Origin of the sequence: Aliiglaciecola sp., assembly GCF_039982535.1 — a bacterium.
GTDB lineage: Bacteria > Pseudomonadota > Gammaproteobacteria > Enterobacterales > Alteromonadaceae > Aliiglaciecola.
Genome location: NZ_JBDWYG010000038.1, coordinates 241,908 through 267,167 on the forward strand (window position 1 = coordinate 241,908; position 25,260 = coordinate 267,167).

At 39.4% G+C, this 25,260-nt stretch carries 30 protein-coding genes; 21 read left to right on the forward strand and 9 right to left on the reverse strand.

What is annotated here, in order from left to right; genetic code table 11:
* Positions 1-98 precede the first annotated feature (98 nt).
* Entirely contained in the window at positions 99-2,321 is a 2,223-nt protein-coding gene (locus tag ABJV04_RS10275) for an EAL domain-containing protein (protein WP_348491432.1), read from the forward strand.
* Between the two features lie 42 nt (positions 2,322-2,363).
* Here the strand turns inward: ABJV04_RS10275 and ABJV04_RS10280 are convergent, their stop codons facing one another.
* Entirely contained in the window at positions 2,364-2,879 is a 516-nt protein-coding gene (locus tag ABJV04_RS10280; protein ID WP_348491669.1) for a uracil-DNA glycosylase family protein, read from the reverse strand.
* A 162-nt stretch (positions 2,880-3,041) separates the two neighbouring features.
* On the opposite strand from ABJV04_RS10280, the gene ABJV04_RS10285 reads away from it, so the two are divergent.
* Positions 3,042-3,353: a pyridine nucleotide transhydrogenase gene (locus ABJV04_RS10285; protein ID WP_348491433.1), complete on the forward strand. Its 312-nt coding sequence runs from the start codon at positions 3,042-3,044 to the stop codon at positions 3,351-3,353.
* A gap of 90 nt (positions 3,354-3,443) precedes the next feature.
* Here the strand turns inward: ABJV04_RS10285 and ABJV04_RS10290 are convergent, their stop codons facing one another.
* Positions 3,444-4,559, reverse strand: a complete 1,116-nt coding sequence (locus ABJV04_RS10290; protein WP_348491434.1) for a fatty acid desaturase — start codon at positions 4,557-4,559, stop codon at positions 3,444-3,446.
* Between the two features lie 146 nt (positions 4,560-4,705).
* Between ABJV04_RS10290 and fabR the strand changes: the two genes are divergently transcribed.
* On the forward strand, positions 4,706-5,323 hold the full coding sequence (fabR, locus tag ABJV04_RS10295; protein WP_348491435.1) for an HTH-type transcriptional repressor FabR: 618 nt from the start codon (positions 4,706-4,708) through the stop codon (positions 5,321-5,323).
* Between the two features lie 6 nt (positions 5,324-5,329).
* On the opposite strand, the gene trmA is transcribed toward fabR, so the two are convergent.
* Positions 5,330-6,430: a tRNA (uridine(54)-C5)-methyltransferase TrmA gene (trmA, locus tag ABJV04_RS10300; protein WP_348491436.1), complete on the reverse strand. Its 1,101-nt coding sequence runs from the start codon at positions 6,428-6,430 to the stop codon at positions 5,330-5,332.
* Positions 6,431-6,645: 215 nt separating this feature from the next.
* On the opposite strand from trmA, the gene ABJV04_RS10305 reads away from it, so the two are divergent.
* On the forward strand, positions 6,646-8,076 hold the full coding sequence (locus ABJV04_RS10305; protein WP_348491437.1) for a DUF5610 domain-containing protein: 1,431 nt from the start codon (positions 6,646-6,648) through the stop codon (positions 8,074-8,076).
* 94 nt (positions 8,077-8,170) lie between these two features.
* On the opposite strand, the gene ABJV04_RS10310 is transcribed toward ABJV04_RS10305, so the two are convergent.
* From ABJV04_RS10310 to ABJV04_RS10320, 3 genes are all read right to left on the reverse strand, one after another.
* Positions 8,171-10,393 carry a GspE/PulE family protein gene (locus tag ABJV04_RS10310; protein ID WP_348491438.1) on the reverse strand — a complete coding sequence of 741 codons (2,223 nt, stop codon included), beginning with the start codon at positions 10,391-10,393 and terminating at the stop codon, positions 8,171-8,173.
* A gap of 322 nt (positions 10,394-10,715) precedes the next feature.
* On the reverse strand, positions 10,716-10,874 hold the full coding sequence (locus tag ABJV04_RS10315; protein ID WP_348491439.1) for a hypothetical protein: 159 nt from the start codon (positions 10,872-10,874) through the stop codon (positions 10,716-10,718).
* A gap of 17 nt (positions 10,875-10,891) precedes the next feature.
* On the reverse strand, positions 10,892-11,047 hold the full coding sequence (locus ABJV04_RS10320) for a class IIb bacteriocin, lactobin A/cerein 7B family (protein ID WP_348491440.1): 156 nt from the start codon (positions 11,045-11,047) through the stop codon (positions 10,892-10,894).
* A gap of 455 nt (positions 11,048-11,502) precedes the next feature.
* Between ABJV04_RS10320 and rpsJ the strand changes: the two genes are divergently transcribed.
* The 15 genes from rpsJ (at position 11,503) to ABJV04_RS10395 (ending at position 21,359) form a co-directional block, all read left to right on the forward strand.
* Positions 11,503-11,814, forward strand: coding sequence for a 30S ribosomal protein S10 (gene rpsJ / locus ABJV04_RS10325; protein ID WP_006002183.1), 312 nt, complete (start codon positions 11,503-11,505; stop codon positions 11,812-11,814).
* An 18-nt stretch (positions 11,815-11,832) separates the two neighbouring features.
* A complete protein-coding gene (rplC, locus tag ABJV04_RS10330) occupies positions 11,833-12,471 on the forward strand; it encodes a 50S ribosomal protein L3 (protein WP_348491441.1) in 639 nt (212 codons plus the stop codon).
* 17 nt (positions 12,472-12,488) lie between these two features.
* Positions 12,489-13,094 (forward strand): 50S ribosomal protein L4, encoded by a 606-nt coding sequence (gene rplD / locus ABJV04_RS10335; protein WP_216048887.1) that lies wholly within the window; start codon positions 12,489-12,491, stop codon positions 13,092-13,094.
* Positions 13,091-13,393, forward strand: a complete 303-nt coding sequence (gene rplW, locus ABJV04_RS10340) for a 50S ribosomal protein L23 (protein WP_216048886.1) — start codon at positions 13,091-13,093, stop codon at positions 13,391-13,393. Before rplD ends, rplW begins: the two co-directional genes overlap by 4 nt.
* A gap of 14 nt (positions 13,394-13,407) precedes the next feature.
* On the forward strand, positions 13,408-14,232 hold the full coding sequence (gene rplB, locus ABJV04_RS10345; RefSeq protein ID WP_348491442.1) for a 50S ribosomal protein L2: 825 nt from the start codon (positions 13,408-13,410) through the stop codon (positions 14,230-14,232).
* A 15-nt stretch (positions 14,233-14,247) separates the two neighbouring features.
* A complete protein-coding gene (gene rpsS, locus ABJV04_RS10350) occupies positions 14,248-14,523 on the forward strand; it encodes a 30S ribosomal protein S19 (RefSeq protein WP_014107406.1) in 276 nt (91 codons plus the stop codon).
* 11 nt (positions 14,524-14,534) lie between these two features.
* Positions 14,535-14,864: a 50S ribosomal protein L22 gene (rplV, locus tag ABJV04_RS10355; protein WP_008845781.1), complete on the forward strand. Its 330-nt coding sequence runs from the start codon at positions 14,535-14,537 to the stop codon at positions 14,862-14,864.
* A gap of 10 nt (positions 14,865-14,874) precedes the next feature.
* Complete coding sequence (gene rpsC, locus ABJV04_RS10360; protein ID WP_216048884.1) at positions 14,875-15,576, forward strand: 30S ribosomal protein S3; 702 nt, start codon at positions 14,875-14,877, stop codon at positions 15,574-15,576.
* Between the two features lie 5 nt (positions 15,577-15,581).
* Positions 15,582-15,995: a 50S ribosomal protein L16 gene (gene rplP / locus ABJV04_RS10365; protein WP_348491443.1), complete on the forward strand. Its 414-nt coding sequence runs from the start codon at positions 15,582-15,584 to the stop codon at positions 15,993-15,995.
* Positions 15,995-16,183: a 50S ribosomal protein L29 gene (rpmC, locus tag ABJV04_RS10370; protein WP_348491444.1), complete on the forward strand. Its 189-nt coding sequence runs from the start codon at positions 15,995-15,997 to the stop codon at positions 16,181-16,183. Before rplP ends, rpmC begins: the two co-directional genes overlap by 1 nt.
* Positions 16,183-16,443 (forward strand): 30S ribosomal protein S17, encoded by a 261-nt coding sequence (rpsQ, locus tag ABJV04_RS10375; RefSeq protein WP_348491445.1) that lies wholly within the window; start codon positions 16,183-16,185, stop codon positions 16,441-16,443. Before rpmC ends, rpsQ begins: the two co-directional genes overlap by 1 nt.
* Positions 16,444-16,695: 252 nt before the next feature.
* Positions 16,696-17,460, forward strand: coding sequence for a transporter substrate-binding domain-containing protein (locus ABJV04_RS10380; RefSeq protein ID WP_348491446.1), 765 nt, complete (start codon positions 16,696-16,698; stop codon positions 17,458-17,460).
* 246 nt (positions 17,461-17,706) lie between these two features.
* Positions 17,707-18,519, forward strand: coding sequence for a transporter substrate-binding domain-containing protein (locus tag ABJV04_RS10385; protein WP_348491447.1), 813 nt, complete (start codon positions 17,707-17,709; stop codon positions 18,517-18,519).
* A gap of 181 nt (positions 18,520-18,700) precedes the next feature.
* Entirely contained in the window at positions 18,701-19,237 is a 537-nt protein-coding gene (locus ABJV04_RS10390) for a prepilin-type N-terminal cleavage/methylation domain-containing protein (protein ID WP_348491448.1), read from the forward strand.
* Positions 19,238-19,496: 259 nt separating this feature from the next.
* Positions 19,497-21,359, forward strand: coding sequence for a GGDEF domain-containing protein (locus tag ABJV04_RS10395; protein ID WP_348491449.1), 1,863 nt, complete (start codon positions 19,497-19,499; stop codon positions 21,357-21,359).
* Positions 21,360-21,576: 217 nt separating this feature from the next.
* Here ABJV04_RS10395 and ABJV04_RS10400 read toward each other — a convergent pair whose 3' ends face one another.
* The 3 genes from ABJV04_RS10400 to ABJV04_RS10410 all read right to left on the reverse strand — a co-directional run bounded on the left by ABJV04_RS10400 (position 21,577) and on the right by ABJV04_RS10410 (position 23,107).
* Positions 21,577-22,047 (reverse strand): Dps family protein, encoded by a 471-nt coding sequence (locus ABJV04_RS10400; protein ID WP_348491670.1) that lies wholly within the window; start codon positions 22,045-22,047, stop codon positions 21,577-21,579.
* A gap of 135 nt (positions 22,048-22,182) precedes the next feature.
* Positions 22,183-22,569, reverse strand: a complete 387-nt coding sequence (locus ABJV04_RS10405; protein WP_348491450.1) for a DUF6768 family protein — start codon at positions 22,567-22,569, stop codon at positions 22,183-22,185.
* Position 22,570: 1 nt separating this feature from the next.
* On the reverse strand, positions 22,571-23,107 hold the full coding sequence (locus ABJV04_RS10410) for a sigma-70 family RNA polymerase sigma factor (RefSeq protein WP_348491451.1): 537 nt from the start codon (positions 23,105-23,107) through the stop codon (positions 22,571-22,573).
* A 266-nt stretch (positions 23,108-23,373) separates the two neighbouring features.
* Here ABJV04_RS10410 and ABJV04_RS10415 point away from each other — a divergent pair, with 266 nt between their 5' ends.
* The gene (locus ABJV04_RS10415) at positions 23,374-24,195 is read left to right on the forward strand and encodes a spondin domain-containing protein (RefSeq protein WP_348491452.1); all 822 of its coding nucleotides are present in this window, start codon (positions 23,374-23,376) and stop codon (positions 24,193-24,195) included.
* A gap of 227 nt (positions 24,196-24,422) precedes the next feature.
* On the forward strand, positions 24,423-25,250 hold the full coding sequence (locus tag ABJV04_RS10420; protein ID WP_348491453.1) for a LytTR family DNA-binding domain-containing protein: 828 nt from the start codon (positions 24,423-24,425) through the stop codon (positions 25,248-25,250).
* Positions 25,251-25,260 lie beyond the last annotated feature (10 nt).

The window sequence follows — 25,260 nt, forward strand, 5'->3', positions numbered from 1 at the left end:
ATTATAATTCCTCTTTGCGGCATATTGAGATATGTTTAAAGTGTGTCAACGGTTTTACAGTATTCACCAGTTGTGGTGTTTGTATAGTGGAAGGATGAATGTCTCCAACGGATTATGAAAATGATGAATTGATTTTCTTGGATGAAGACGAATCACAGGAACAAGAGACTAATTTAGGTCGCTGGAATGTGTTAGTAGTTGACGACGATGAAGAGATTCATTCTGTAACGAGATTAGCGTTATCGGACTTGCAGCTTAATGATAAGAAGCTGTACTTTCACCATGCTTATTCAGGCAAGCAAGCACTCACTATCATTGAAAAGTTGGGCAGCAAGTTAGCTATTATTCTGTTAGACGTTGTAATGGAAACTGATGACGCTGGATTAGTGGTCGCGCGTAAGATGCGCGAAGAGCTGAAGCTTATGGAACCCCGAATAATCCTGCGAACAGGTCAGCCAGGTTACGCACCAGAAGAGAATGTCATAAAAGAATACGACATTAATGATTACAAAACTAAAACCGAACTTACCCGCAGTAAACTAGTTACCACAATTATCGCCTCTCTACGCTCTTACCAGCAAATTCTTACTATAAACCAAAGTCGACAAGGCTTAGAAAAGATTATCCATTCTTCAGCTAATTTACTCGAAGAACACTCAGTTAAAGGATATTGCGAAGGCATTGTCACACAAATAAGTTCTCTAATTGGTCTTGATGCTGGTGGTGTTGTTTGTGCGCGAGCTGGCGCTATTTTAGACAAAGAGGATAACAACGTTTATGTTTTAGGAGCCGCAGGAGAATTTGCTAAATACATTAATGAAAGCTTAGACAACCTACACAATAAAAAAATTGTAGAGTCAGTTAGTCAATGTCTATCTCAAAAAGAGCACGTATACGAAAAAAATTGTTCAGTTTTATATTTGAATAGTTCAGGTTATGACGCCGCGGTTTTTCTTAATGCCAAAGAACCAATAAACTCATTAGACAGAAAATTGCTGGAAGTATTTTTACACAGTATTTCAATCGGCTATGAAAATGTAAACTTATTCCATCAATTACGTACAGCAGCCTTTAAAGATTGGCTAACTAAACTCCCTAATCGTAACGAGTTCATCAATATGCTTGATGATACTGCTGTAATGACAAGTACTGGTTATAACGTTGTTGCACTACTTGATATTAAGCACTTTTCTGACGTTAACGACGGGTTAGGGCAAGATGCAGGTAATAATCTTTTAAAAGCTGTATCCAAGCGTGTACAAGATAGTTTAGGGTCTAAAGTTAGAATGGGCCGCATTGGTGCTGATGTGTTTGGCTTAATTGGCTCTGAAGAAGTCGTTAACCCTGAAAGAGTTAATTCATTATTCGCATTTCCATTCAAAGCCGGTGACCATACGCTACCTATCAATATAACCATGGGTTTTTGCAAATTAATCGACGACGATTGCTCGGGAATCAATTTATTAAAACAAACTAATATTGCATTAAATCGCGCTAAAAAGGATTTGAACACCAATTACGGTTATTACGAACCGGAAATGGAAGAAAAAACAACTTGGCGATTGAGTTTAATTAGGCAACTTAGGACTGACTTTTCTGCTCGCAAGCTTGAAGTTTGGTACCAACCCCAAGTTGACTTGGTAACTGAGCAGGTTGTGGGGATGGAAGCATTACTGCGTTGGCCAACAGAAGATGATGGCTTTATTTCACCAGCAGTATTCGTTCCATTGGCGGAGTACTCTGGTCTGATAATAGAAATCGGTGCTTGGGTGTTGGAAGAGTCTTGTCAGCATCTCAAGACCTTAACAGAGCAAGGCTACAATGACTTGCGCATGGCGGTAAATATTTCCATGCCGCAATTTAGAGATCCCGATTTCGTTCAGATGGTTAAGGCCTCCGTTAATAAGTATTCTATTGTACCTGCACAGTTAGAGTTGGAAATAACAGAAAGCGTAGTCATGGATGAGCCTCAGATAGTTGTTGAATCACTTAAAGAACTTAAAGAGTTTGGAGTAAAAATAGCCATTGATGACTTTGGTACTGGGTTTTCTTCAATGAGTTACTTGCAGCAGTTACCCCTTGATAGACTGAAGATTGACAGGTCATTCATTAATGAAATTAAACCCAATAAATCGGCCTTTATTGCCGAAACCATTGTTACTTTAGGTAGCCGCCTGGGTTTAAATACCATTGCTGAGGGCATTGAAAAACGAGAACAAGCCAGTTACATGTTAAAACTAGGCTGTGATGAAGCTCAAGGGTATTTATACGCTAAACCTATGCCATTTAGTGAGCTCATTAAATTTCTTGATAAGTACTAGTAAAACATACTGACTGTTTCGTTTAAGATTTTAACGACTTTACTATCCTTCAGATGCCTTCTGGATTAACGTTTTGACTTCCGGTAAAACTGAACGTTCAAACCATTCATTTTTCTTTAACCAAATGTTATTCCGAGGAGAAGGGTGAGGGAGTACTATGTATTTGGGCAGGTAATCTTGCCAGTTTTTTACTCTCTCGGTCAGGTTTAACTTATCATTTAAGTAATACCTTTGTGCATACTGGCCAATTAAAAGAGTGATTTTAGGTGAGAATAAAGCGAGTAGTCGTTGATGCCATAGTTCTGCACAACGTTTGATAGGTGGTAAGTCGCCGGATGATGTCTTTCCTGGGTAGCAAAATCCCATTGGTAATATCGCAACTGTATTTTCATCGTAGAAAGTTGCTTTTGACATTCCAATCCAGCTTCGCAATCTGTCTCCTGAGGCGTCATTCCATGGTAGATTAGTATTATGTGCTGCCAAACCTGGGGCTTGTCCAATGATACAAATTTTGCTTTTTGAGCTTCCTTGTATTATCGGTCGAGGTTCTAAGGGCAGTAAATCCGTGCACTCTCGGCATTTTCTGGCTAAATCAAAGTCATTTTCATTCAAAAAATTACACCTTGTCATATTACTGTCATAAAACTATGCTTCGAACCTAGGATAGTCTGTGTTATATTCTTTACATCGGACTACCGATGAATTAATAGGAGTAACACAATGCGTAAATTATTTTCTTTTCTTGCCGTCTTATCTTTAGGAACGGTTGCGCATGCTCAAGCCGATCAGTTAAAAACGTTTGATTGTGTAGACAAACAATCGTTTGAAGTGAATAGTCAATGCATGGCAAATAAGATTAGCCAAAACATGACTTATCGAAACGTTCAAATGGATATTGCTGAAAAAGCAAATATTCAAAGTGATGGCATTATGGCCACCATTAAATATTATCCAAAAGATGCGTTAATCGAAGTTGTCGCTCACCGTGATGCTTTAACAGACCAATCGTTAACAGCAGCAGTACAACGTTAAGTTTATTAATCTTATAAAAAAACCTGACTTTCGTCAGGTTTTTTTTTGCACTGTGGCACGGGCTTTTAACCCCTGAAAGAAAAATAGAATTTACGCCATTTGATAAAATTCATAGAACTTCTGCTTCTGCTGAACCATACTTAATTTCAGTTCTTGGTATTTATTTGCTAGCTCTAAGTTGTCGTAACTCTTTTTGATACGTGCTTGGTTAAACTCTAGTAGTTTCTTTTTAGTCGCATAATAATCACTCATTTTTGCCACTAACACATCATACTCGTGCTGCAATTTAATCAAGATCTCTTCAGCATCAGGCAAATTGGAAATTCTTTTTTTGGTTCGCTTCATCATCATTTCAATGCGCGCTTTTTCAATTCTTTCTTCTGGACAACGGCGTAAGTTCCGAGCTAATTTTAGAGCAGAGAGTCCGCGAATTAACCATTTAGTAGGGTCGAACTGCCACCAGTGAATACCATTTCTATAGTCATACTCAAAAATATGGTGATAGTTATGATAACCCTCACCAAAGGTGAAAAAGGCTAAAATACCATTGTCACGAGCTGTGTTTTTATCGGTATAGGGTTGTTTACCCCAAATGTGGGCAAGTGAGTTGATGAAAAAGGTAACGTGGTGAACAACCACTAATCTGAATACACCAGCCAATAGAAGCATTCCTAATACATCGCCGTTAAGAAATCCTAGTGCCATAGGGATTCCAAAATTGGTAGCCAGAACAATGGGTATATAATATTTATGCTGCCACATAACAATGGCATCTTTTTGTAAATCTCTGCAATTCTTGTAGTCATCAAAACGATGTGACTCATAATCTCTAAGCATCCAGCCTATATGAGAGAACAGAAATCCTCGTTTGGCTGAATAGGGGTCTTTACCATTTTGATCAACAAATTTGTGATGAACTCGATGATCAGAGCTCCAATGTAAAATACTATTTTGTAGTGCCATTGCACCACCTACAGCAAGTATAAAGCGAACAACGGAATTGGTTTCGTATGCTTTATGAGACCATAATCTGTGGTAGCCAGCGGTTATGGACATGCCAGAAAAATATATTAAGAATATACAGGCCGTTACTTCAAATGCGTCGAACCCATTGAAATATGCTTCCAATGGAACGCCAACTACAGCAATGACTCCGGTGATGAGAAAGACCAAAATATTGGTCAATAAAAGACGAGGTTTGTTCATTTAAAAATGCTTTTGAGCTTACAACTGTACGCTAATTTATCCTGAGCAGCATATTTTATCAAGTAAATAAATTGAAAAGACTGTTAACCTAAGGTGTAATTCAACCTGATAATTATCTCACGACTGGAAATATCTGAGGGTACTAAGTGATTCAAACTCGGCAACAACAGAAGTTAAAAACACGTCGCGCAATTATAGATGCTGCTTTTGGTCTTTTAGATGAACAACATAGCTTTTCTAGTATGAGTCTCAGAGAAGTGGCAAGGGCGGCGGGTATCGCACCAACTTCTTTTTACCGACACTTTAAAGATATTGATGAGCTTGGTCTTACTCTAGTGGATGAGGCTGGGCTAACATTGCGCCAGTTGATGCGTCAAGCTCGAGTCAGAATTGCGTCAGGAGGCGGAGTAATCAGCACCTCCATTGATACTTTTATGGAATTCATTTCTGCCAACAGTAATATTTTTAGATTGTTATTACGTGAACACACAGGTACTTCGAACGCGTTTCGAGCGGCTGTATTTAGGGAGATTCAGCACTTCACGGAAGAGCTGACTGATTATACTGTGGCTACAACGGGATTAAGTAAAAAGCTCGCTAACTTGCAAGCAGAAGCTATGGTTAAGCTAGTTTTTAGTACAGGTGCTGAAGCGTTAGATTTAGATCCTATTCAACGTGAGCAGTTGGCTGTGCGTTTGAAAATTCAGTTAAGATTCATTACCAATGGCTCTTTAGAGTTCGCCAAAAGCAATGAATCTTTATAATTCAGCTTAGTTTTTCCGCACTAAATAGACCCCTGCCTCCACATGATGGGTATAAGGGAACTGATCGAACAAAGCAAATCGGCGTACTTCGTGTGTTTGACTTAGAACAGCCAAGTTATCTAGCAAAGTTTCTGGGTTACATGAAATATAAACAATATTGTCGTAATTACTAACCATAGCAACGGTCTCATCATCTAAACCCGCTCGAGGGGGATCAACCAATACAGTACGACAGTCGTATTGGGTTAAATCTATCCCTTCGAGGCGATTAAATTTCCTCATCCCAGCTTGAGCTTGCACAAACTCTTCGCTGGACATGCGTAAAATGGTGACATTGTGGGCTTGGTTAGCCTCAATATTATATTGTGCTGCAGCTACCGAGGTTTTAGATATTTCAGTGGCTAAAACTCGTTTGAAATTTTGTGCCATGGGAATACTGAAATTACCCAAACCACAATATAATTCGAGTAAATCACCTTCGCTATTTGTGGTGACATCAAGTGCCCACTCAACCATTTTTTGATTCACTAAGGCATTGGGTTGGGTAAAACTATTTTCAATTTGTTTAAATTCGTAGGTTTTCTGGCCAACGGGTAAATGCTCAATTACAAAATCTTTATCAACCAACATTTTCTGCTTACGGGCCCGACCGACTATATCTATTCGGTAATGCTGTCTTAACTGTTTCAAAATTTGGTTGATTTGCTCAAGCCATTGGTCATCTAGAGCTTTGTGATAAAGCAGTGAAACAATAATTTCGCCACTTAATGTACTTAAGTAGTCGATTTGAAAAAGCTTTCGTCTGGCTATGTCGTTTTCTTTTAACAAAGCGACCAAGTCTGCCATGACGTTATTAATCAATTTACTAGCAGGAGGAAATGTTTCGACGCGATATTTCTCTTTGCTTTCTTGGTCGAACATAATATGAAACAGTTCGTCACCATCATGCCAAACACGAAACTCTGCACGCATTCTATAATTCAACTTTTCAGAGTTAAATACTTCTAATTCTGGCATGCTAAATTCAGCAAATTGCTGATTCAAAGCGGATACTTTGTCGTCGAGTTGAGCTTGGTAAAATTGGGGATTTATTTCTGTTGGGCGCATCAAGAACTCGATTAGTTAGGCATTATAAGAAGAATCGCGAATTTTAAAGATTTCCAGCGCGCTTGCAAACGCAATTTGGTGTTTGTTTTTTAACCTGCATCTAACTTGCTAATTTTGTTAATAATTTCGTGTAATACTGAGTTTATTTTATTAAATTTCTCAATAAACTGAATGTATAGTCGATACTATTATATGAGGATAGTGAGGTATTCCACATGAATTTTGGCGAAATTAAAGCGTTTATGGGCGACAAAGCCCAGGTTAACCCCAATGACGCGGTAAAAAATCAATTGCGTGAAGCGGGTTTGAAACAAGCCGAAGCAGGACTAAGTATGTCTGCTGAATCTACTGTTAGCAAGCTCAGTTCACAAACGACAGTCGGGTTAAGAATTTACAGTAACTCGTTAAACCAAACATTAGAACTTGATAGTAAACGTGCGAACCTGAAAAGTCCTGAACAAACAAATGAAAGTTTATTCGACTTTGAAGAAGTCGCAAAAAATGTACTTCATTTTGTGAGCGGCGTGATTTCTGGAGCTGCACGTAATGGCGCAGATGAAGAAACCTTAACTAGCTTATTTGAGCAAGCTCGTTCGGGGGTTGCTAAGGGGATCAATCTGGCGGAAAAAGATCTGTCAGGTTTTATGAATGAAGAGATTTCTGAGGGGATTGATCGTAGCGCTAATTTAATTGAGCAAGGTATTCAACGATTACAAGATCAACTTTTTGGTAATGAAAACGATGCAGAAGACGCTGCTTTGCAGTCTCCTATGTCAACTGTAACAGAGAGTATTTCTGCTTCTAGCCAACAAAGTGGCGAGTTGCAAATTCGCACTCGGGATGGTGATGAAGTCATTATTCGTTTTGAAGATTTAAAACAGTTTGAGTTAAATCGACAGGTGTTATTGGAGCAAGAGAAACAAATTACACAAAGTTCAGATATCGAAAAGAACGATGTTTTACCGCGGGCTTCTACAGATAATGTTGAAACTCCAAACAATGCAAATGTTCAGGCTGATGAGGTTGAATTACAAAGTGCTGAGTCAGATGAAAGTTCTGCCGAGATAGAGGCTCAACCCGAAGCGTCTGAAACAACTCTTCAGCCAGCAACGAATCAGCAATCGGTATTTGTTTCTCAGAGTAACTACAGCTTTTCAGTAACTGGTGAGTTGGATGAAAGTGAACTGGAGTCTATAGGTCAGTTAGTTTCTGATGCAAATGATTTGGCCAACACTTTTTTTGAAGGTGATATTGAGCAAGCTTTTGAACAGGCCTTGGAAATTGGTTTTGACGAACAAGAACTAGCAGGTTTTGCGTTGCAACTGACACGACAAGATCAAGTTGAAGTAGTTAAAGCTTACGAGTCGGTTTCTCAATATAACGATGACGACAGCAGTCAAGAGCAGTCATCAAAACCGATAGAAAGAGTAAGTGATTACTTGCAAAAAATGCTCAATGTTTTTGAGCAGTCACAGCAAAAGCTAGCGGATGGCGATCAGTACGATAAGTTAATTAATAGTATTATTAATGAAGTTCAAGACTTGGGAACCAATGATTTAGTAACGGCAATCAACGATTTCCATACGTTTAATAAGCAGTTATTAAATAACTTACCTAACGCTAATGGAACCATTGATTCTGAGTAAGGTAGGCAACATTAGGGGGGATTAAATTATTTATTTTTGAACCCGATGCGACCTTAAAATAGGCACTCAATTTATCCACTGAGTGCCTTTTCAGTTACTCAGTTCCGCTGATAATCTGAATTTGAGCTATATCAGTATCACCTTTTAGTACTTTTAAGATCCCGTCTTGCGTGAGGGTTCTCATTCCGTCTTTCATCGCTTGGGCTTTCATTTCAGTTACCGATGCTTCTTTATAAACTAGAGAGCGAAGATCAGATGTCATGGCTAATAATTCATGTACCCCTGTTCTTCCTTTATAACCAGTATCACCGCAATCATCGCAACCTTTGCCACGATACAACATTAGCGGCTCCTCCAGACCAAGCTCTTCCAGATATTCTTCGCCGTATTGACGACGAATAAACGCCATGTCTGTTTCAGTCGCGGGGTATTGTTCTTTGCAGTTTGGACATATAGTTCGAATCAAACGTTGCGCCATGATGCCAACACAAGCATCAGAAAAGTTAACCGGGTCTAACCCTAAATCTAATAGACGGGTTATGGTTTCTGGTGCCGAGTTAGTGTGCAAGGTAGACAACACCAAGTGACCAGTTAGCGAAGCTTCGATACCAGCATGCGCCGTTTCTTTATCACGCATTTCACCTATCAATATGATGTCAGGGTCTGCACGTAAGAAAGCTCTTAAAGCATTAGCAAAAGTAAATCCGATTTTGGGACTCACTTGAACTTGTTGTAACCCCGGTTGAGTGATTTCCACCGGATCCTCTGCCGTCCAGATTTTTTTATCTGGGGTGTTTAAATATCCAAGTATGGCATGCAATGTGGTGGTTTTACCCGAACCTGTAGGACCTACAACTAATAATATTCCATGGGGTTTTTTAATCATCACCCGAAGCATATTCATGTTCTTGGGCGAAATGTTCATTTTTTCAATGGGTAAAGCGCCACCTGAGGCCAAAATCCGCATGACCACACCTTCGCCAGCCACTGTCGGTATGGTCGCGACCCGAACTTCAACCAACTGACCTGACATTTTAAATGCCAATTTACCGTCTTGTGGAACACGCTTCTCAGCGATATTCAAGTTTGACATGATTTTTATACGTGCAATAACTGCACTGTGATGAGAAGCCGGTACCTGAGTAATATCTCGACAAACACCATCGATGCGCATTCGAACCCGTGTCGGACCGTTCTTTTCAGGATCCACATGGATATCTGATGCATTTAATCGCTTTGCGTCATGTAAAACGCGACTCACTAAACGAACTACTGCAGGCGCATCATCAGACATCTCTTCACTAGTTTCGTCTAACTCTTCACTACTGGTACCAATTTCGTCCAGTATTTCATCCATCTCTCCAGGCGCGCCTCCGCCCCCGCTAGCGCCTAAGTATTGCAGCACTTGGTTGGGTAGACCTACAGAGATTTCATAGCTGTCTATTCCTAATGCACTTTCAATTTCCATCAATAGGGCAGCATTATTAGGTTCGGCCATCAAAACAATTGGATTTTCAGAGGCATCTGCCAAAACTACAACATAGTTTCGTTTTAAATAAGACAGGTTTAGTTTATTGCCACTTTGTAACACATGATATTTTTCGGGAAGGTAGCTGATGTAGGGGACTTGATAGTGAACCGATAACGCATTCCCCAATTCATCTTCTGGAATACGCGCTTCTGATACCATGCGTTGGATCAATTGACGAATATCTTTACTTGATTCTGTAAATTGCTTGAGATCTTTTTCCGACATCAATTTACGATGAACTAAATAATCAAAAGGATTACTAGTACCACCTAATTCATAGCGAAATTTGTTACCAAGAATTTCTGATAAAGAGTTGGCCAAGCGTAAGTCAGCATCACCAAACGAACCGACTTTTTTATTAATTATCTGCATGACACCCATAAGCACGCCAGCATTTAAAATAGGTACACAAATAATATTTTCAGTCTTAAAAGAACTATTCTTATCGAATTTATCAGCAAACTTTAGACGCGGATGAATGTCTGCTAACTCTTGCACGTTATAAGGATCACTAATTAGCAGTGGTTTTTGACTTAGTGCAACATAACCAGCAATAGATTGCGGACTAATCGGAACCTTAATTTGTAGTGTTTCTTTACCAGTTTTGAAACGGGCAACCAAGTCTTGATGTTGACGCCGGCGCTGAAAAATACTCATACGCTGAGCTTCAAACAAATTAAGAATTATCGGTTCTAGTTGCTGATAAGCATCCATCAATGATGGATGGGCTTCCAACAATCTATCTATTTTCTGAAGAGTCTCTTCAATAACAAGTTCTGTTGCCATCTACTACGGTCAGTGTCATTACTTATTCCCTAACTATAACTGAGTGTAATCATTAACAAAACCTAAGATTTAGATTGCTTTTCTTCAGGCTGCTTGGGTTTTACGCTTTGGTTGAATAAAAAACCCATTATGATTAGTAACATTGCACTATGCATAACAGGATTACCAAGTATATCAGTACCATCCTCTATCCAACTCCCTATAACTTGAATCAAAGCGAATGTAATTGGGATGTATACCGTCCAATTTATAAATTTGATTAACTTCGGGTTCATATGTTTTTCCTTTGAAAGCAAGGGGCTAATATGCCCCTTGTAACTATTTAATGTGTCCACTCATATATGTTTACGCCAAGGGCGAAACTGGCACTATTAATACTGGATATAGCTGAGCCAATACCGTAACCGACCGCATAACCAATATCAGCAACATCAAATCCACCAGAAACATGGTTTAAATTATCTTCTTTTATAACGTACATAAATTCACCTTCTTAGGTTAATGTAGAGCATCATAAATACCGTAACCAAAACCAAGACCGAAATTACTGGCGCTAGATAGAGCCTCAGCGTAGCCTATAACTCCAAAAACTATGCCTAAAGGTCCTATACCACCATTAACTTCTTCTAATTGCATTACATTCAATTCTCGCATTTGCGAATTCCTTTTGATTAATAAAATAATGTCCTTTACTTAACAGCAGTTAAAGAACGTATTATTGCTAAGAGCCTTTAAACAAACTATGCGCTCAAGCAATATCAAAAGGTTAGTGAAATGGTAACTAAAATACACCTGTTCCTAGGTACAGTTTTTTAGTCTTTAAACAACAGTTATTTATTGTGTTTATAATTTAACCTTATAAACTTGCATTTAATTAGTAATAGGCGTTGCATTAATTTCACACACATGTATAATTCGCGCCCACTTGCCCTGATGGGCAGTGATTTCGACTCTATCAAAAGTAAGCTTGAAATTGAGCGAACTAGAGAGACGGTCGAAATACTATGAACAAGACCCCAATTGTGGGTCATCGGTTTACATGCATCCTCCCACCTAATGAAAGGTTGGTGTGGATGGTTTTTTTTGTTCTTTCGATTGGAGCTTAATCGATGCCAAATCAAAGAATTCGTATTCGTTTGAAAGCGTTTGATCACAAGTTGATCGATCAGTCTACGGCTGAAATCGTTGAAACTGCGAAACGTACAGGTGCTCAGGTTAGCGGTCCTATTCCACTACCTACTCGCAAGGAACGCTATACAATATTGGTTTCACCTCACGTGAATAAAGACGCACGTGATCAGTATGAAATCCGTACACATAAGCGTTTGGTAGATATCATTGAACCAACTGATAAAACAGTTGATGCATTGATGAGATTGGACTTGGCTGCCGGTGTTGATGTTCAAATCAGCCTGGGCTAACAAGAGAGGGTTTTAACAATGGCGATTGGTCTTATCGGTCGTAAAGTAGGAATGACTCGCATCTTCACTGAAGATGGTATTTCAATTCCTGTGACTGTTATAGAAGCGACCCCAAACCGTGTGACTCAGTTACGTACTGATGAAACAGATGGGTATCGCGCGCTACAAGTAACCGCTGGTGATAAAAAAGCAAACCGCGTAAATAAAGCTTCAGCAGGTCATTTTGCTAAAGCTGGCGTGGAAGCTGGCCGTGGTTTATGGGAGTTTCGTTTAGACAACAACGAAGGCGAAGGTATTGAAGTAGGCAGTGAACTTACTGTTGAAATCTTTACTGAAGCTACAAAAGTTGATGTTGCTGGAACTTCTAAAGGTAAAGGTTTTGCCGGTGCTATCAAACGTTGGAACTTTAGTCACCAACGTATGACACATGGTAACTCTTTGTCTCACCGTGCTCCTGGTTCGATTGGTCAAAACCAATCTCCAGGTAAAGTTTTCAAAGGGAAGAAAATGGCTGGCCAATTAGGCAATAAAGCTGTGACTACTCAATCTTTGGAACTAGTACGTGTTGACGCAGAGAACAACCTTCTTCTAATCAAAGGTGCAGTACCTGGTGCTCCAGGCAGTGACGTTATCGTCAAGCCTGCAGTTAAAGCGTAACGTCTGGGAGTTAAGTGATGGAATTAGTATTGAAAGACGCGAATAGCGCTCTTGAAGTCTCCGAAGCAACCTTTGGACGTGATTTTAACGAAGCGCTAGTACACCAAGTAGTAGTGGCTTACGGTGCAGGTGCCCGTCAGGGTTCTAAAGCACAAAAAACACGCTCTGAAGTTAGAGGCGGTGGCAAGAAGCCTTGGCGTCAAAAAGGTACAGGTCGTGCCCGTGCTGGTACAATCCGCAGCCCAATTTGGGTTGGTGGTGGCCGTGCGTTTGCAGCCAAACCTCAAGATCACAGTCAAAAAGTGAACAAAAAGATGTACCGTGGAGCTATCCGTAGCATCCTTTCTGAATTGGTACGTCAAGATCGCTTGATTGTTGTAGAAAAATTTGGTGTCGATGCACCTAAAACAAAAGCATTGATTGCTAAGCTTGACGAACTTGAGCTTAACGACGTGTTAATCGTAACGTCAGAAGTAGAAGAGAACTTGTTCTTAGCTGCTCGTAACTTGTATAAAGTAGACGTTCGTGATGTTCAAGGCATTGACCCAGTAAGCTTAATCGCATTCGAAAAAGTGTTAATCACTGCCGATGCGGTTAAACAGCTAGAGGAGTCGTTAGCATGATCTCTGAAGAGCGTTTACTTAAGGTGCTATTAGCACCGCATGTTTCTGAAAAATCAACCATGGCTGCTGAAGGCAACAACGCTGTTGTTTTCAAAGTCGTAAAAGACGCAAACAAAGCTGAAATCAAAGCTGCAGTTGAAAAACTGTTTGAAGTTGAAGTTAGCAGCGTTCGTACCTTAAACGTGAAGGGTAAAACCAAGCGTCACGGTCAGTCTTTTGGTAAGCGTAACGACTGGAAAAAAGCATATGTAGTGCTTAAAGAAGGTCAAGACATCGACTTCGTCGGTGGCGAAGCTTAAGAAGGGGATTTGATATGCCATTATTAAAAGCTAAGCCGACTTCTGCAGGTCGTCGTCACGTAGTTCAGGTTACAAATCCTGATCTACATAAAGGCGCACCTTACGCACCACTACTTGAGAAAAACAGCAAGTCTGGTGGTCGTAACAACAATGGTCGCATTACCGTGCGTCACATTGGTGGTGGTCATAAACAGCATTATCGTTTAATTGACTTCAAACGTAACAAAGATGGCATTCCAGCCAAAATTGAACGTTTGGAATACGATCCTAACCGTTCAGCTAATATTGCACTTGTGCTTTATGCTGATGGTGAGCGTCGTTATATTCTTGCTCCGAAAGGTGCTAAAGCTGGACAAGCTCTACAGTCTGGTTCTGATGCACCAATCAAAGCGGGTAACGCCATGCCAATGCGCAACATCCCAGTAGGTACAACTGTACACGCTATTGAGATGAAGCCTGGTAAAGGTGCTCAAATTGCCCGTTCTGCAGGACAATATGCACAAATATTAGCGCGTGCCGAAGGTTATGTAACACTTCGTCTACGTTCTGGTGAAGTACGCAGAGTTTTAGCTGATTGCCGCGCCACCATTGGTGAAGTTGGTAACGCTGAACATATGCTACGTTCACTAGGTAAAGCTGGTGCAACACGTTGGCGCGGTGTGCGTCCAACAGTTCGTGGTGTAGCCATGAACCCAGTAGATCACCCACATGGTGGTGGTGAAGGTCGTACCTCTGGTGGCCGTCATCCAGTTTCACCTTGGGGTGTACCAACTAAGGGTAAGAAAACCCGTAGTAACAAGCGTACCGATAAACTTATCGTACGTCGTCGTAACAAGTAACAGCGAGGATTCACCATGCCACGTTCTCTCAAGAAAGGTCCATTTATTGACCTGCACTTGCTGAAGAAGGTAGAGGCTGCAGTGGAAAAGGGCGAAAAGAAACCAATTAAGACTTGGTCTCGTCGCTCCATGATCATCCCAGATATGATTGGGTTGACCATTGCGGTCCATAACGGTCGCCAGCACGTACCTGTTTTCGTCTCTGACGAAATGGTTGGCCATAAGTTGGGCGAATTTGCTCCAACGCGTACTTACCGCGGCCATGTCGCGGATAAGAAAGCGAAGAGATAAGAGGAAAAATTATGGAAGCTTTAGCTAAACATCGTTTTGCCCGTTCTTCGGCTCAGAAAGCACGCTTGGTTGCAGATCAAATTCGCGGTTTACACGTTGAAAAGGCGCTTGAAGTTCTGACTTATAGTCCGAAGAAAAGTGCTGCTCTAGTCAAAAAAGTACTAGAGTCTGCGATTGCGAACGCTGAACACAATGAAGGCGCAGACATCGATGAGTTGACTGTCGCAAAAATCTTCGTTGATGAAGGCCCAACTATGAAGCGTATCAAGCCACGAGCCAAAGGCCGAGCTGATCGTATCTTTAAACGCAGCAGTCATATCACTGTTGTAGTAGCGGACTAGGAGATTAGAAATGGGACAGAAGGTACATCCTACAGGTATACGCCTGGGTATCAGCAAACCATGGACGTCTACTTGGTACGCTAACACAGCGGAATATGCAGACAACCTGTTTAATGATCACCAGGTACGTAAATACCTGACTAAAGAATTGAAAAACGCGTCTCTATCGAAAATCGTTATCGAACGCCCAGCAAAAAGTATTCGTGTGACTATTCACACTGCTCGCCCTGGTGTTGTAATCGGTAAAAAAGGTGAAGATGTAGAGAAGCTTCGCAAATTTGTATCTAAGTTAGCCGGTGTGCCAGCTCAGATCAATATTGCTGAAGTGCGTAAACCTGAACTAGATGGCCAGCTTGTTGCTGACAGTATCTCTAGCCAATTAGAACGTCGTGTAATGTTCCGTCGTGCTATGAAGCGTGCTGTACAGAATGCAATGCGTCTTGGCGCTAAAGGTATCAAGGTTGAAGTAAGCGGTCGTTTGGGCGGAGCAGAGATTGCACGTTCAGAATGGTATCGTGAAGGTCGTGTACCACTACACACTTTCCGTGCTGACATCGATTATGCAACTTCAGAAGCTTTGACTACTTACGGCATCATTGGCGTAAAAGTTTGGATCTTCAAAGGTGAAGTACTAGGCGGATTGCCTCTTACGCAAGAGCAACCTGCTCAAGCACCTAAGAAGAAAGGCCGTTCTGCTAAGCGTGAGGGCTAATAATTATGTTACAACCTAAACGTATGAAATTCCGCAAAATGCATAAAGGTCGCAACCGCGGCATGGCAGTTGCGGGCGGCAAAGTTAGCTTTGGTACTTACGGATTGAAATCAATTGGCCGTGGTCGTATGACTGCACGTCAAATTGAAGCAGCCCGTCGTGCTATGACTCGTCACGTTAAACGTCAAGGTAAAATTTGGATTCGAGTTTTCCCTGACAAGCCAATTACTGAGAAGCCTCTAGAAGTGCGTCAAGGTAAAGGTAAAGGTAACGTTGAGTACTGGGTATGCCAAATTCAACCAGGACGTGTGTTATATGAGATGGAAGGTGTTCCTGAATCATTAGCTCGCGAAGCGTTTGAACTGGCGGCGTCTAAATTGCCATTTAAAACAACCTTTGTAACTCGGACGGTGATGTAATGAAAGCTGAACTGAAAGCCAAAAACGTTGAAGAATTGAACGCAGAGTTGTTAAACCTTCTTCGCGAACAGTTTAATCTACGTATGCAGCACAGCACTGGACAGTTGGAAAAAACTGACCAGCTACGTAAAGTGCGTCGTAACATTGCGCGTGTTAAAACCATTCTGACTGAAAAGGCTGAAAGCTAATGACTGAACAACAAATTCGTACAGTTCAAGGTCGTGTGGTAAGCAACAAAATGGATAAAACCATTACAGTTGTTGTTGAACGTTTCGTAAAACATCCTATTTATGGGAAGTTCCAAAAGCGTTCTACTAAACTTCACGCCCATGACGAAACAAACCAATGTAATGAAGGTGACGTAGTAACTATTACTGAATGTCGTCCTTTGTCAAAGTCCAAAAACTGGACCTTGGTTGACGTAGTAACTAAAGCAACTGCTATTTAATTTGCTTTAAGTGAAAATTAAAAAAGCCGCTCTTATGAGCGGCTTTTTTGTGCCTGTTATATAACTACTTTTTGTTCGTAAATTTCCGTCTTAAGCTGATTGAATAGCTAATCAATGAGAAAGAGGAAGTTCTCAGTAGTTTTGTCAATTAAACAGTTTACTCAGCACCTTAGATATATTGAAATTAAATATCTTTAATCAAAGATATAAATATAGCTATACTGATTGTGTGTTCAATTGATAAAAGCTTCTATGAAAACAGCTGTTCGAATATGGGTAACTCTACTTTTTACCTTTTTGCCATCACATGTTTTAGCAAATACACTCGTCTCTCATTGTCGCGATTATCCACCTGAGATATATTTTAATGGCAAAAAGTGTATCGGTATTCTGCCCGAACTAGTTGAGGACATTCTCGCTGAACTAGGACATGATATTGAATGGGTATACGCGCCGTGGATCCGCTCTACTAAAGAAGCTAAGCGCGGAAATGTTGATCTGTTAATCCGACATTCCATGACCGAAGAGCGAAATATATTTTTAAAACCAATTAAATATGCGGTAGAAAAAAGAACCCTGTTTTTCTATAAATCAAAGTCATTTACCTCAGATATTACCTCTTATGATGACCTGAAAGACGTAAGTGTAGGCGCAATACGTGGAATATTTTACTCTCCAAATTTTTCTAAAATCAACACTGATAGTCTTACGTTGGTCGGTAGAACTGAACAACTAGTCGGGATGCTAGAAATGGAGCGAATTGATGTTGTGGTGAGTTCTTCGTCTCATAATGGACAGCTATTTGAAGGTAAATTCGAAAAGGCGACTTTTAAAGATACCTTTTTGAATAATCATTACATCAGTATTCCCAGAAAATCAAAAGCTATTGTTTTATACAATGATATAGCTCGTGTGATGTTGAAATATCGAAAAACCGGCAAAATTAATCAGTATTACCAGAAGTATGGTGTATCAATACCATATCAGGACTTTTCTGAAATAGAGCATATTCAATGATAATAATAGCTGGTAAATCATTATGGGATTTAGGTGAATTAGTTTTCAGGTCTTATCAGGAAAATATAATTAAATATAAGCTGATATATGACTATATTTTAGTTGTTCTTAATATCAAGCTTATATTCAATTATCCGCATTATAGTTAGTTTGGCGCTTTAATAAGATATATCGTCTTCCAATTTTAATATTAATAGATAAAATTATCGTTAGTTTGAAATAGACTCAGTCGACAGGGATTTTGTAGTGCTGGAATTGCTTAAAAAAGTAGTGTTTTTTAGTTGTTTGATAATTTGTAGTAAAAGTTTTGCCTCTCAAGCTCAAAACCCAGAACAAATTAAATCACATGGAAAACTTGTATTTGCCATAAATGATCCAGGCGCACCACCTTATTTATATTTTGATGAAAAAAGTAAGGCCTACCAAGGGATAATCCCCGACTTTTTCGAAAGCTTTGCTGACGATAATAGGTTTGATGTGGTGTTTTTAGATTCTAATAGATCTAGGAATGAGCACCTAGTAATAGCAGGTAAAGCAGACGTTTTTCTATCTAGCCCTGCTTGGCTAAGTGAACCAGACAAGGTTTTGTACAGCAACGAGCTATTACTACATAAAAGTTATTTTTACTCCCTGACGCCATTTTCTCAACACTTTTCATTGTCTTCCGTATCAAAAAAACTGATTTGTGTTAGGAGAGGTTATGTTTACCCTTCTTTAATGCAATCATTCAAAGACAAAAAGTTAATAAGAGTAGATTCAAGCGAACAACTCACTATTGCCAATATGCTACAAAAAGGACGTTGTGATTATGCTGTTATGAATGAATACAATGCTAATTCGGTGATAAACCAAAAACCGTTTTGTGGTACCACATTTTATAAATCGCCTAACTCTGTTCACGACACACCTTTGGTTTTTGTTATTAATAAGGAATTAACTCATATTATTCCGATCTTAAATCGACAATGGCGTTCATTTAAGGAATCAGGTCAGTTAAATAACTCCATTCGTTTGAATGGTGGAATTTATGATGGTGCTGCTAATGAAAACTGTAATTAATTCTATAAGTATGGCCGCGAGCTACATTGATTTTATTATGCTTCGTTAATGGCTTTGTCCCTGATTTGGTTCAGGGGATTAAATATTCTAATCACTTGTTTTATATATCTATTTATTTTATCTTAAAGCACTGTTAAAAAGACTCAGACAGCAAAATAATTTAAGCAGGAAGGATAGTGCTTTGCATAACCACCGTGGTTTTACCTTAATTGAACTTATCATAGTCATCGTAATATTAGGTATAATAGCGGTCACTGCGTTACCACGTTATGTTAATTTATCTGATGATGCGAATCTAGCCGTAATGAAGGGAGAAGTTGCTGCATTTAAGTCATCTGTTGATTTGGTGCGAAGTACTTATTTAATTAGAAAAACAAGTCCTATTGTTGTTCATGGTTCTGAAGTTGAAATTGATAGCGATTCTGGATGGCCAACTGCCATCGGAGGTGGTACTACCCTTTGTATCGATCTGTGGAATAGTTTGTTAGAAGAAGCAGCACCTATGAATGCGATTAGTAACTCTAGCCCGCAAGTCTCAGGTTGGAGTGCATTTGGCAGTTCTAATATTTGTATTTATGGGAAAAAGTTTACCGATGCGACTTTTGCCTCTGGCGATCTACCACATTTTGCTTACTTTATTAATGACGTACCAGGGTTTGCGTTTTTAGGTCAGACTTATGCAGGCTCCGCTGGTGAAATTCAAAAAGTAAATATGTAAACAGCAGTATAAAATTCACATAAATAAAACAGTGTAAGAATTTAAATATAGAGCTTGGCGTTAATTCAATACCATTTTTAAACTAATTATCTGCTGCATCGTAGTATTTTCTACTTTTTCTTCTCAATCCTGAATATATCTGTTGATTAATTTGCTCGAATAAACAAATATTTACCTACCGGTTTTTAAGCATATAGAAGGCTATACGCGCCTTATGACGTTGCCCGTAATAAACTACCCATCCATATTTGCAGTCTTAATGTTTGTTTGTAGTTTTAGCCTTAACGCTGAAACGGACTTTTTCTTTGAACATGCTAATGCACAAACTCCTTTTTCACCCATGCAAGCATCACTTGAAACCCATATTGCGAACTCTAATTCGTTAGAACAAAGAGTTGAAGCTAGTATGTCTTTGGCGTCTTTGTATTTGCAATTTGATCGGGTAGAGTTATTAACAGAGTTATTAGATGAGATGGCAACAATAGGGGTAAACCAGCCTGACGATATTAATGCACTAAAGTGGCAGTTGCTCAAAGGGTATAGCTTTTATTCTTTGAGCCAATACGTAGATGCAAAAGCAACCTTTCTCAAAGCACAAGCAATTCTGGATGTACTAAATAGTAGAACAGAGCACGCCCTTCAGCCCCAAGTATTGTATTTATCAACGGTATTAAGCATGTATAACGGTATTAATGATGCTTACTTGCAACATTATACTAAAGCTACAGAGGCACTTTCTGAGGTAAACAAGGTTGCCAACGAAAACAAATGGCTCGTGCTTTCAGGGTTATCACTGTACTTCAGTGGCGATGTTAATTATGAATTGAAAAATTACGAACAAGCTCAAGTTTTTTACGAACTATCGAAGCAAATGTTTACAGAGAAAACGACTATATTTCGAGCGACATCGCTTATGAGTGAAGCGCAAATGATCAATATCGTGGGTGACCGAAAACATGCTTTCTTTTTATTGGACAATGCCATTCGGGTGTTTGCCAAAATGGAGGACATTTCTTCCTTAGCCTATGCCTACTTACTTAAATCCTACTTTCATAGTAAAGATGGTAATGATAAAGAAGCACTTAGCTGGATTGCAGAGTCTGTAACCTTACGAGAAGAGTTGAACAATCCTGTTGCTATCGCTAATTCCTATGTTCATTACAGCTCAATTTTACAAGTAAATGGCTTTCTTGAACGAGCTCTTGTTTATGGGGAAAAAGCGGCTAACTTAGCTGCACAAACGGACGACCTAGCAGGCCAATGGGATGCATATAATCAATATGGACAGATTCTCAACGCGCAAGGCAATTTCAAGAAAGCATTTGAATATATGTCTAAGTCTGAACGGGCTTTGTTAGCCAAAGCACGCTTAGACATAACAAGTCAATCCGCAAGATTAAACAGTGAGTTTAATTTAGCCCAGCAACAATTGGAAAATCAGTTCTTAGATGAAAAGAACAATTTATTACAAACGCAATTAGAGCAACAACGACAATTACAAGAAAGGCAACAATGGATAGTGTTTGGGCTTATTGTTTTTACGATTCTAATAATGCTCTTCCTCGGTATTATATTTAACCTCTACCGTAAGAATAAACGTCTAGCAATTTTAGACAACCTGACCGGATTGCGTAATCGCAGAAGTATATTAGATGCGGGTGAGCAAGTATTTACAATCAGTCAACGTTACAAACAAAATTTGTGCGTTCTTATGTTAGACGTGGATAACTTCAAATTAGTGAATGACAATTATGGTCATGGTGAAGGTGACAAGGTACTCAAGTTCGTTGCATCAGTCTGTGAAGGAGCGCTAAGGGCGTCAGATTACGTGGGACGAATTGGTGGAGAAGAGTTTATTTTTATTCTACCTAACAGCGGCGAAAATGAAGGTAACCAATTAGCAAAACGACTTTTTCAGAGCATACAGTCAAACTTCCCGAAAGCAGGTTTAAAAGTAGAAGGTGTCACTTTTAGTATTGGTTTAGCAGCAAATCTAGAGCAATGTAACGATTTTAACGAATTGGCTAGTTTTGCAGATACCGCACTGTATGCCGCAAAAGCGCAAGGCAAAAATCAAGTGCAAACCTATAGCGCTGAAATGCAGTTTAATAACCAAGGTTAGACCCACTTTAGATATCTAACTTCAATCTCTGTGAAAATTATATCTTTAACTTGGAGATATTGCTGATAATTGAGGATTTTACTTTTAACGCCTCGCATAACGACCTATAAAAAAGCCACCTTGCCAGCTCAAACCCTAAGTTCAAGTTGGCAAGGCGGCCTTTACAATGTTCGATAGTTTAACTCATGCTAGAGACTACTCTAGGGAATGCACTCTCTTATCTTAGGGTTGCTCTAAGCATCCAAGCTGTTTTTTCATGCTCACGCATTCTGTCAGATACTAAAGCTGCAGAAGATTCATCGTCGGCGTCTTGAGCTAATTTAAGAGCATCTCTACAGGTTTTCACTACCTGCTCGTGCCCTTGAAGTAAGATTTTAACCATTTCCTCTGAAGCAGGAACACCATCAACTTCTTTGATTGCACTTAATTTTGCAAATTCTTTATACGTTCCTGGAGCAACTAACCCTAATGTACGAATACGCTCAGCAATATCATCTACCGCTACTGCTAACTCGGTATAGTGCTCTTCAAACATCAAATGTAATTCTCTGAATTGAGGACCCGTTACATTCCAGTGAAAATTGTGAGTTTGCAGATACAAAGTGTAACTATCTGCAAGTAACTTTTTCAAACCATCCGCTATTTGATTACGATCTGTTTCATTAATACCAATGTCAATTTTCATAATATTTCCTTGTTATCTAAAGAATCTACTAATCAGTATAATTGTTTAGCAATTTTTGTATAATTAGTTTTATAGATTGAGTATATCGCTTCGCTATATCAATCCTTGAGAATGTAAACGTGTGAAGCCGAAAAAAGTTCATTCATTAACAGTATCTTTTGAATGGAGTTGATTGGCTATCAAAGATAATTGGAGTTCAACACGTTTGACTTCTCTGAGCACAGATAACCGATTTAATTCCATAAACAACCATAAACGCATCGATGCAAAAATGATAAAGGAAATTAGGGTGCCTAACAGCCAATGTAATTTAATATCAGTGCGTTCTTCATCAAATAAATTGATCCCAAAGTAAATAGCTAAACCAATAAAGACTAATTGCAGGGCTATGATGGCTATAGCAGTGAACTTGAAAGTTCCATTGAAACTCCGACCTATTAGTTGAAATGTATTTGCTTGTTGTTCTGAAACTTTTTCAGTTTCTTGTTGCATGGCCGCTAAAATTTTTTGATTAATATCGCTCATTTTATTGTCCTTTGTTGTTTATTTTAAGTTTCTGCCGAATTCCATGGAGCCTAGATTTCAAGGTACCCACTGGAAGTCCGACAATATGACTAATTTCGGCTAGGGAAAACTCTTCAAAATAGTGTAAATAAAGCAACTGGTATGAATTAGTATCCAAATTAGACAAATCTAGTTCTGGTTTACTTTCCGTTGTTTCAACACTATTGCTTGTGGTTACTAAATTAGCTTCTAGGGCACTAATTTTTAAACGCTCTTTTTGAATATGTTTGATGGAATCTGCACACTTATTTTGTAAAACTCTAAACATCCATTTAGGAAAGGCAGCAGGATCTTCAACGCTTTTTATTTTTTTACACATATCCAATAACGCGCTTTGAGTGGCATCATTTGCTAAATGTTCGTCTTTTAATAGTTTCCTGGCATAGCCAACTAATTTCGGATACCAAATACGAAGCAACTGATCCAGGGCTTTTTCATCGCCCATTTGAATGTTGACAACTAACCATTCTGTTAAAATTGTTTCGCTATTTCTTTTCATACTTTATAGGTCTGCTTTTACGCTTAAGCGGTTCACTCTTTTTTAATCTTTCGTGATTAGTCTGTGATACTTCTGTGATAAAGCAACTTTAATCTTTCCCAAGCTAGTAGTTATCCCATTTTGCTTGATGTGTAGTAATGAATTTATGCATGTAACTGCCTCTACTTTTAATATTGATAATGCAAACGCAAGGGATGTAAGCCGCGGGAGCGTTTTCAGCTTAATGTTGATATCGCGTTTACTCAGAATATTGGAAGATCATAATTATGAAAACATTTAACAAAGGCATTATTACTATTGCTTTAGGAACGTGCTTAACCTTCTCGGCCAATGCTACCAAGATTGAAGTGCAGGTCAGTAGTCTATTTGACGAAGGGGGCTTGGCTATAACACCAGTGTGGTTAGGCTTTCACGACGGTACTTTTGATTCATTCGATGCTGGCTCGGCAGCCTCATCATCATTACAAAACTTAGCAGAGAACGGCATGACTGCAGGTATTGAATCCGATTTCTCAATGGAAAATCCTATGGGGGTTCAAACTGTTTTAACTGCACCTTCTGGATCTGCCCCTGTGTTCGAACCCGGAGAAACAGCTACATCAAGTTTGCTAGAAATTGATGCCATGAGCAGTGGTTATTTTAGTTTCTTATCAATGCTCATTCCCACTAATGACGCTTTTATTGGAAACGAAGACCCTATGGCGTATTCGTTATTTAATGTTGGTGGAGATTTTGTTGGCTTAGATATTTTAGTTTTGGGATCTTCGGTTTGGGATTCTGGTACTGAACTTAACAGAGGATTCGGCTCGCCTTTTCTTCAAGGAGCTGACGCTGAAGCTCGTCAAAATGAAAATGGGGTCGTCACTTTCCATAACGGGTTGGAAGTACTTCCTGGTGGGTTAGCAATTATTGGTGGAACGACTGCAACTGGCTATACGATAGATCAAGCTGCCGCTGATTTCACCGCAAACGGGTTTGAAGTTGCTCGCATCACGGTTTCTCAAGTTCCAGAACCCGCTACTTTAGGCTTTTTTGCTATTGGTATTTTAGGGTTGATCGCTCGCCTAAAACGCAAAACAACGCACTAATTGGACTCGTCTTATTAGTCACCACGTTTCTCAGTGGTGGCTGTTACACTCACAGTAATGAACTACCCTTCGCTTTCCACATAAGTTGAACTTACCCTTGTTCTTAACAGAATTATCACTTAGCCAATCCAAGTAAATATGTCTCAACACCTTGTTACATATAGAAGTTGCAGGTTATCAGTAAAGCTCCACAATAATATTATAGGTAATTGACACGAGTAACTTGGATGGAAAGTATTTCAGCAATGGTCATTGAGGGCGCTCAAGATACTGATAATTGCTTGACGACAAGACTAAAAAATTTAGACGACCTAAAGATAGTCATCAGAGGTGAAGAGGCAAATTGCGGAGTTACTGCGGTACTAAATAATCAACCTGACGTGTTATTTGTTGATATGCAAATGTTAGGAGCCGACGGATTAGGGTTGCTTAAAGAGTTAGACAAGGCAATGGAAGCCATGCCTAAAATAGTATTTTTGGCTGATTCTAGTGATTTTGCTATGCAAGCATTTGAACACAATGCTATTGACTACCTAATCAAGCCTGTTTCTGATGGCCGTTTAATGACTTGTTTAGAGCGGCTTCGAAATGCGGTGTTAGAAAACCAAGCATTGTTAGCTCAGAGTAAACTCAATCAATTACTGTGTACTAAAACCGGAAAGTCATTGGATGGTTTTATGCAATGTTTAGAACATTCAAAGCAGGCCAGCTTAGCGGATTTGCAACAAACTATTTCCATTAAGAGTGGCACTCAATGGTTACGAATAAAACTAGCGTGTATTTTGTGGATCCAAGCTGCTGGAGATTACATGTGCATCCACACCGAAGATGAAACACACATTGTGCGTAAAACGCTACGTCAATTTGAAGTTGAATTGGATAAGGCGTGTTTTCCAAGGATTAATCGTTCAACTATCATAAACCTGAACAGAATTACCCACCTTACTCCTAATTCAAATGGTGAATATATCGCAAGACTAGACTCTGGGGTTGAGTTAAAGGTAAGTAGAAGGTACAAATTGAAAATGGGGGGGAAACTCAAGACCACATTATAAACTAACGTGG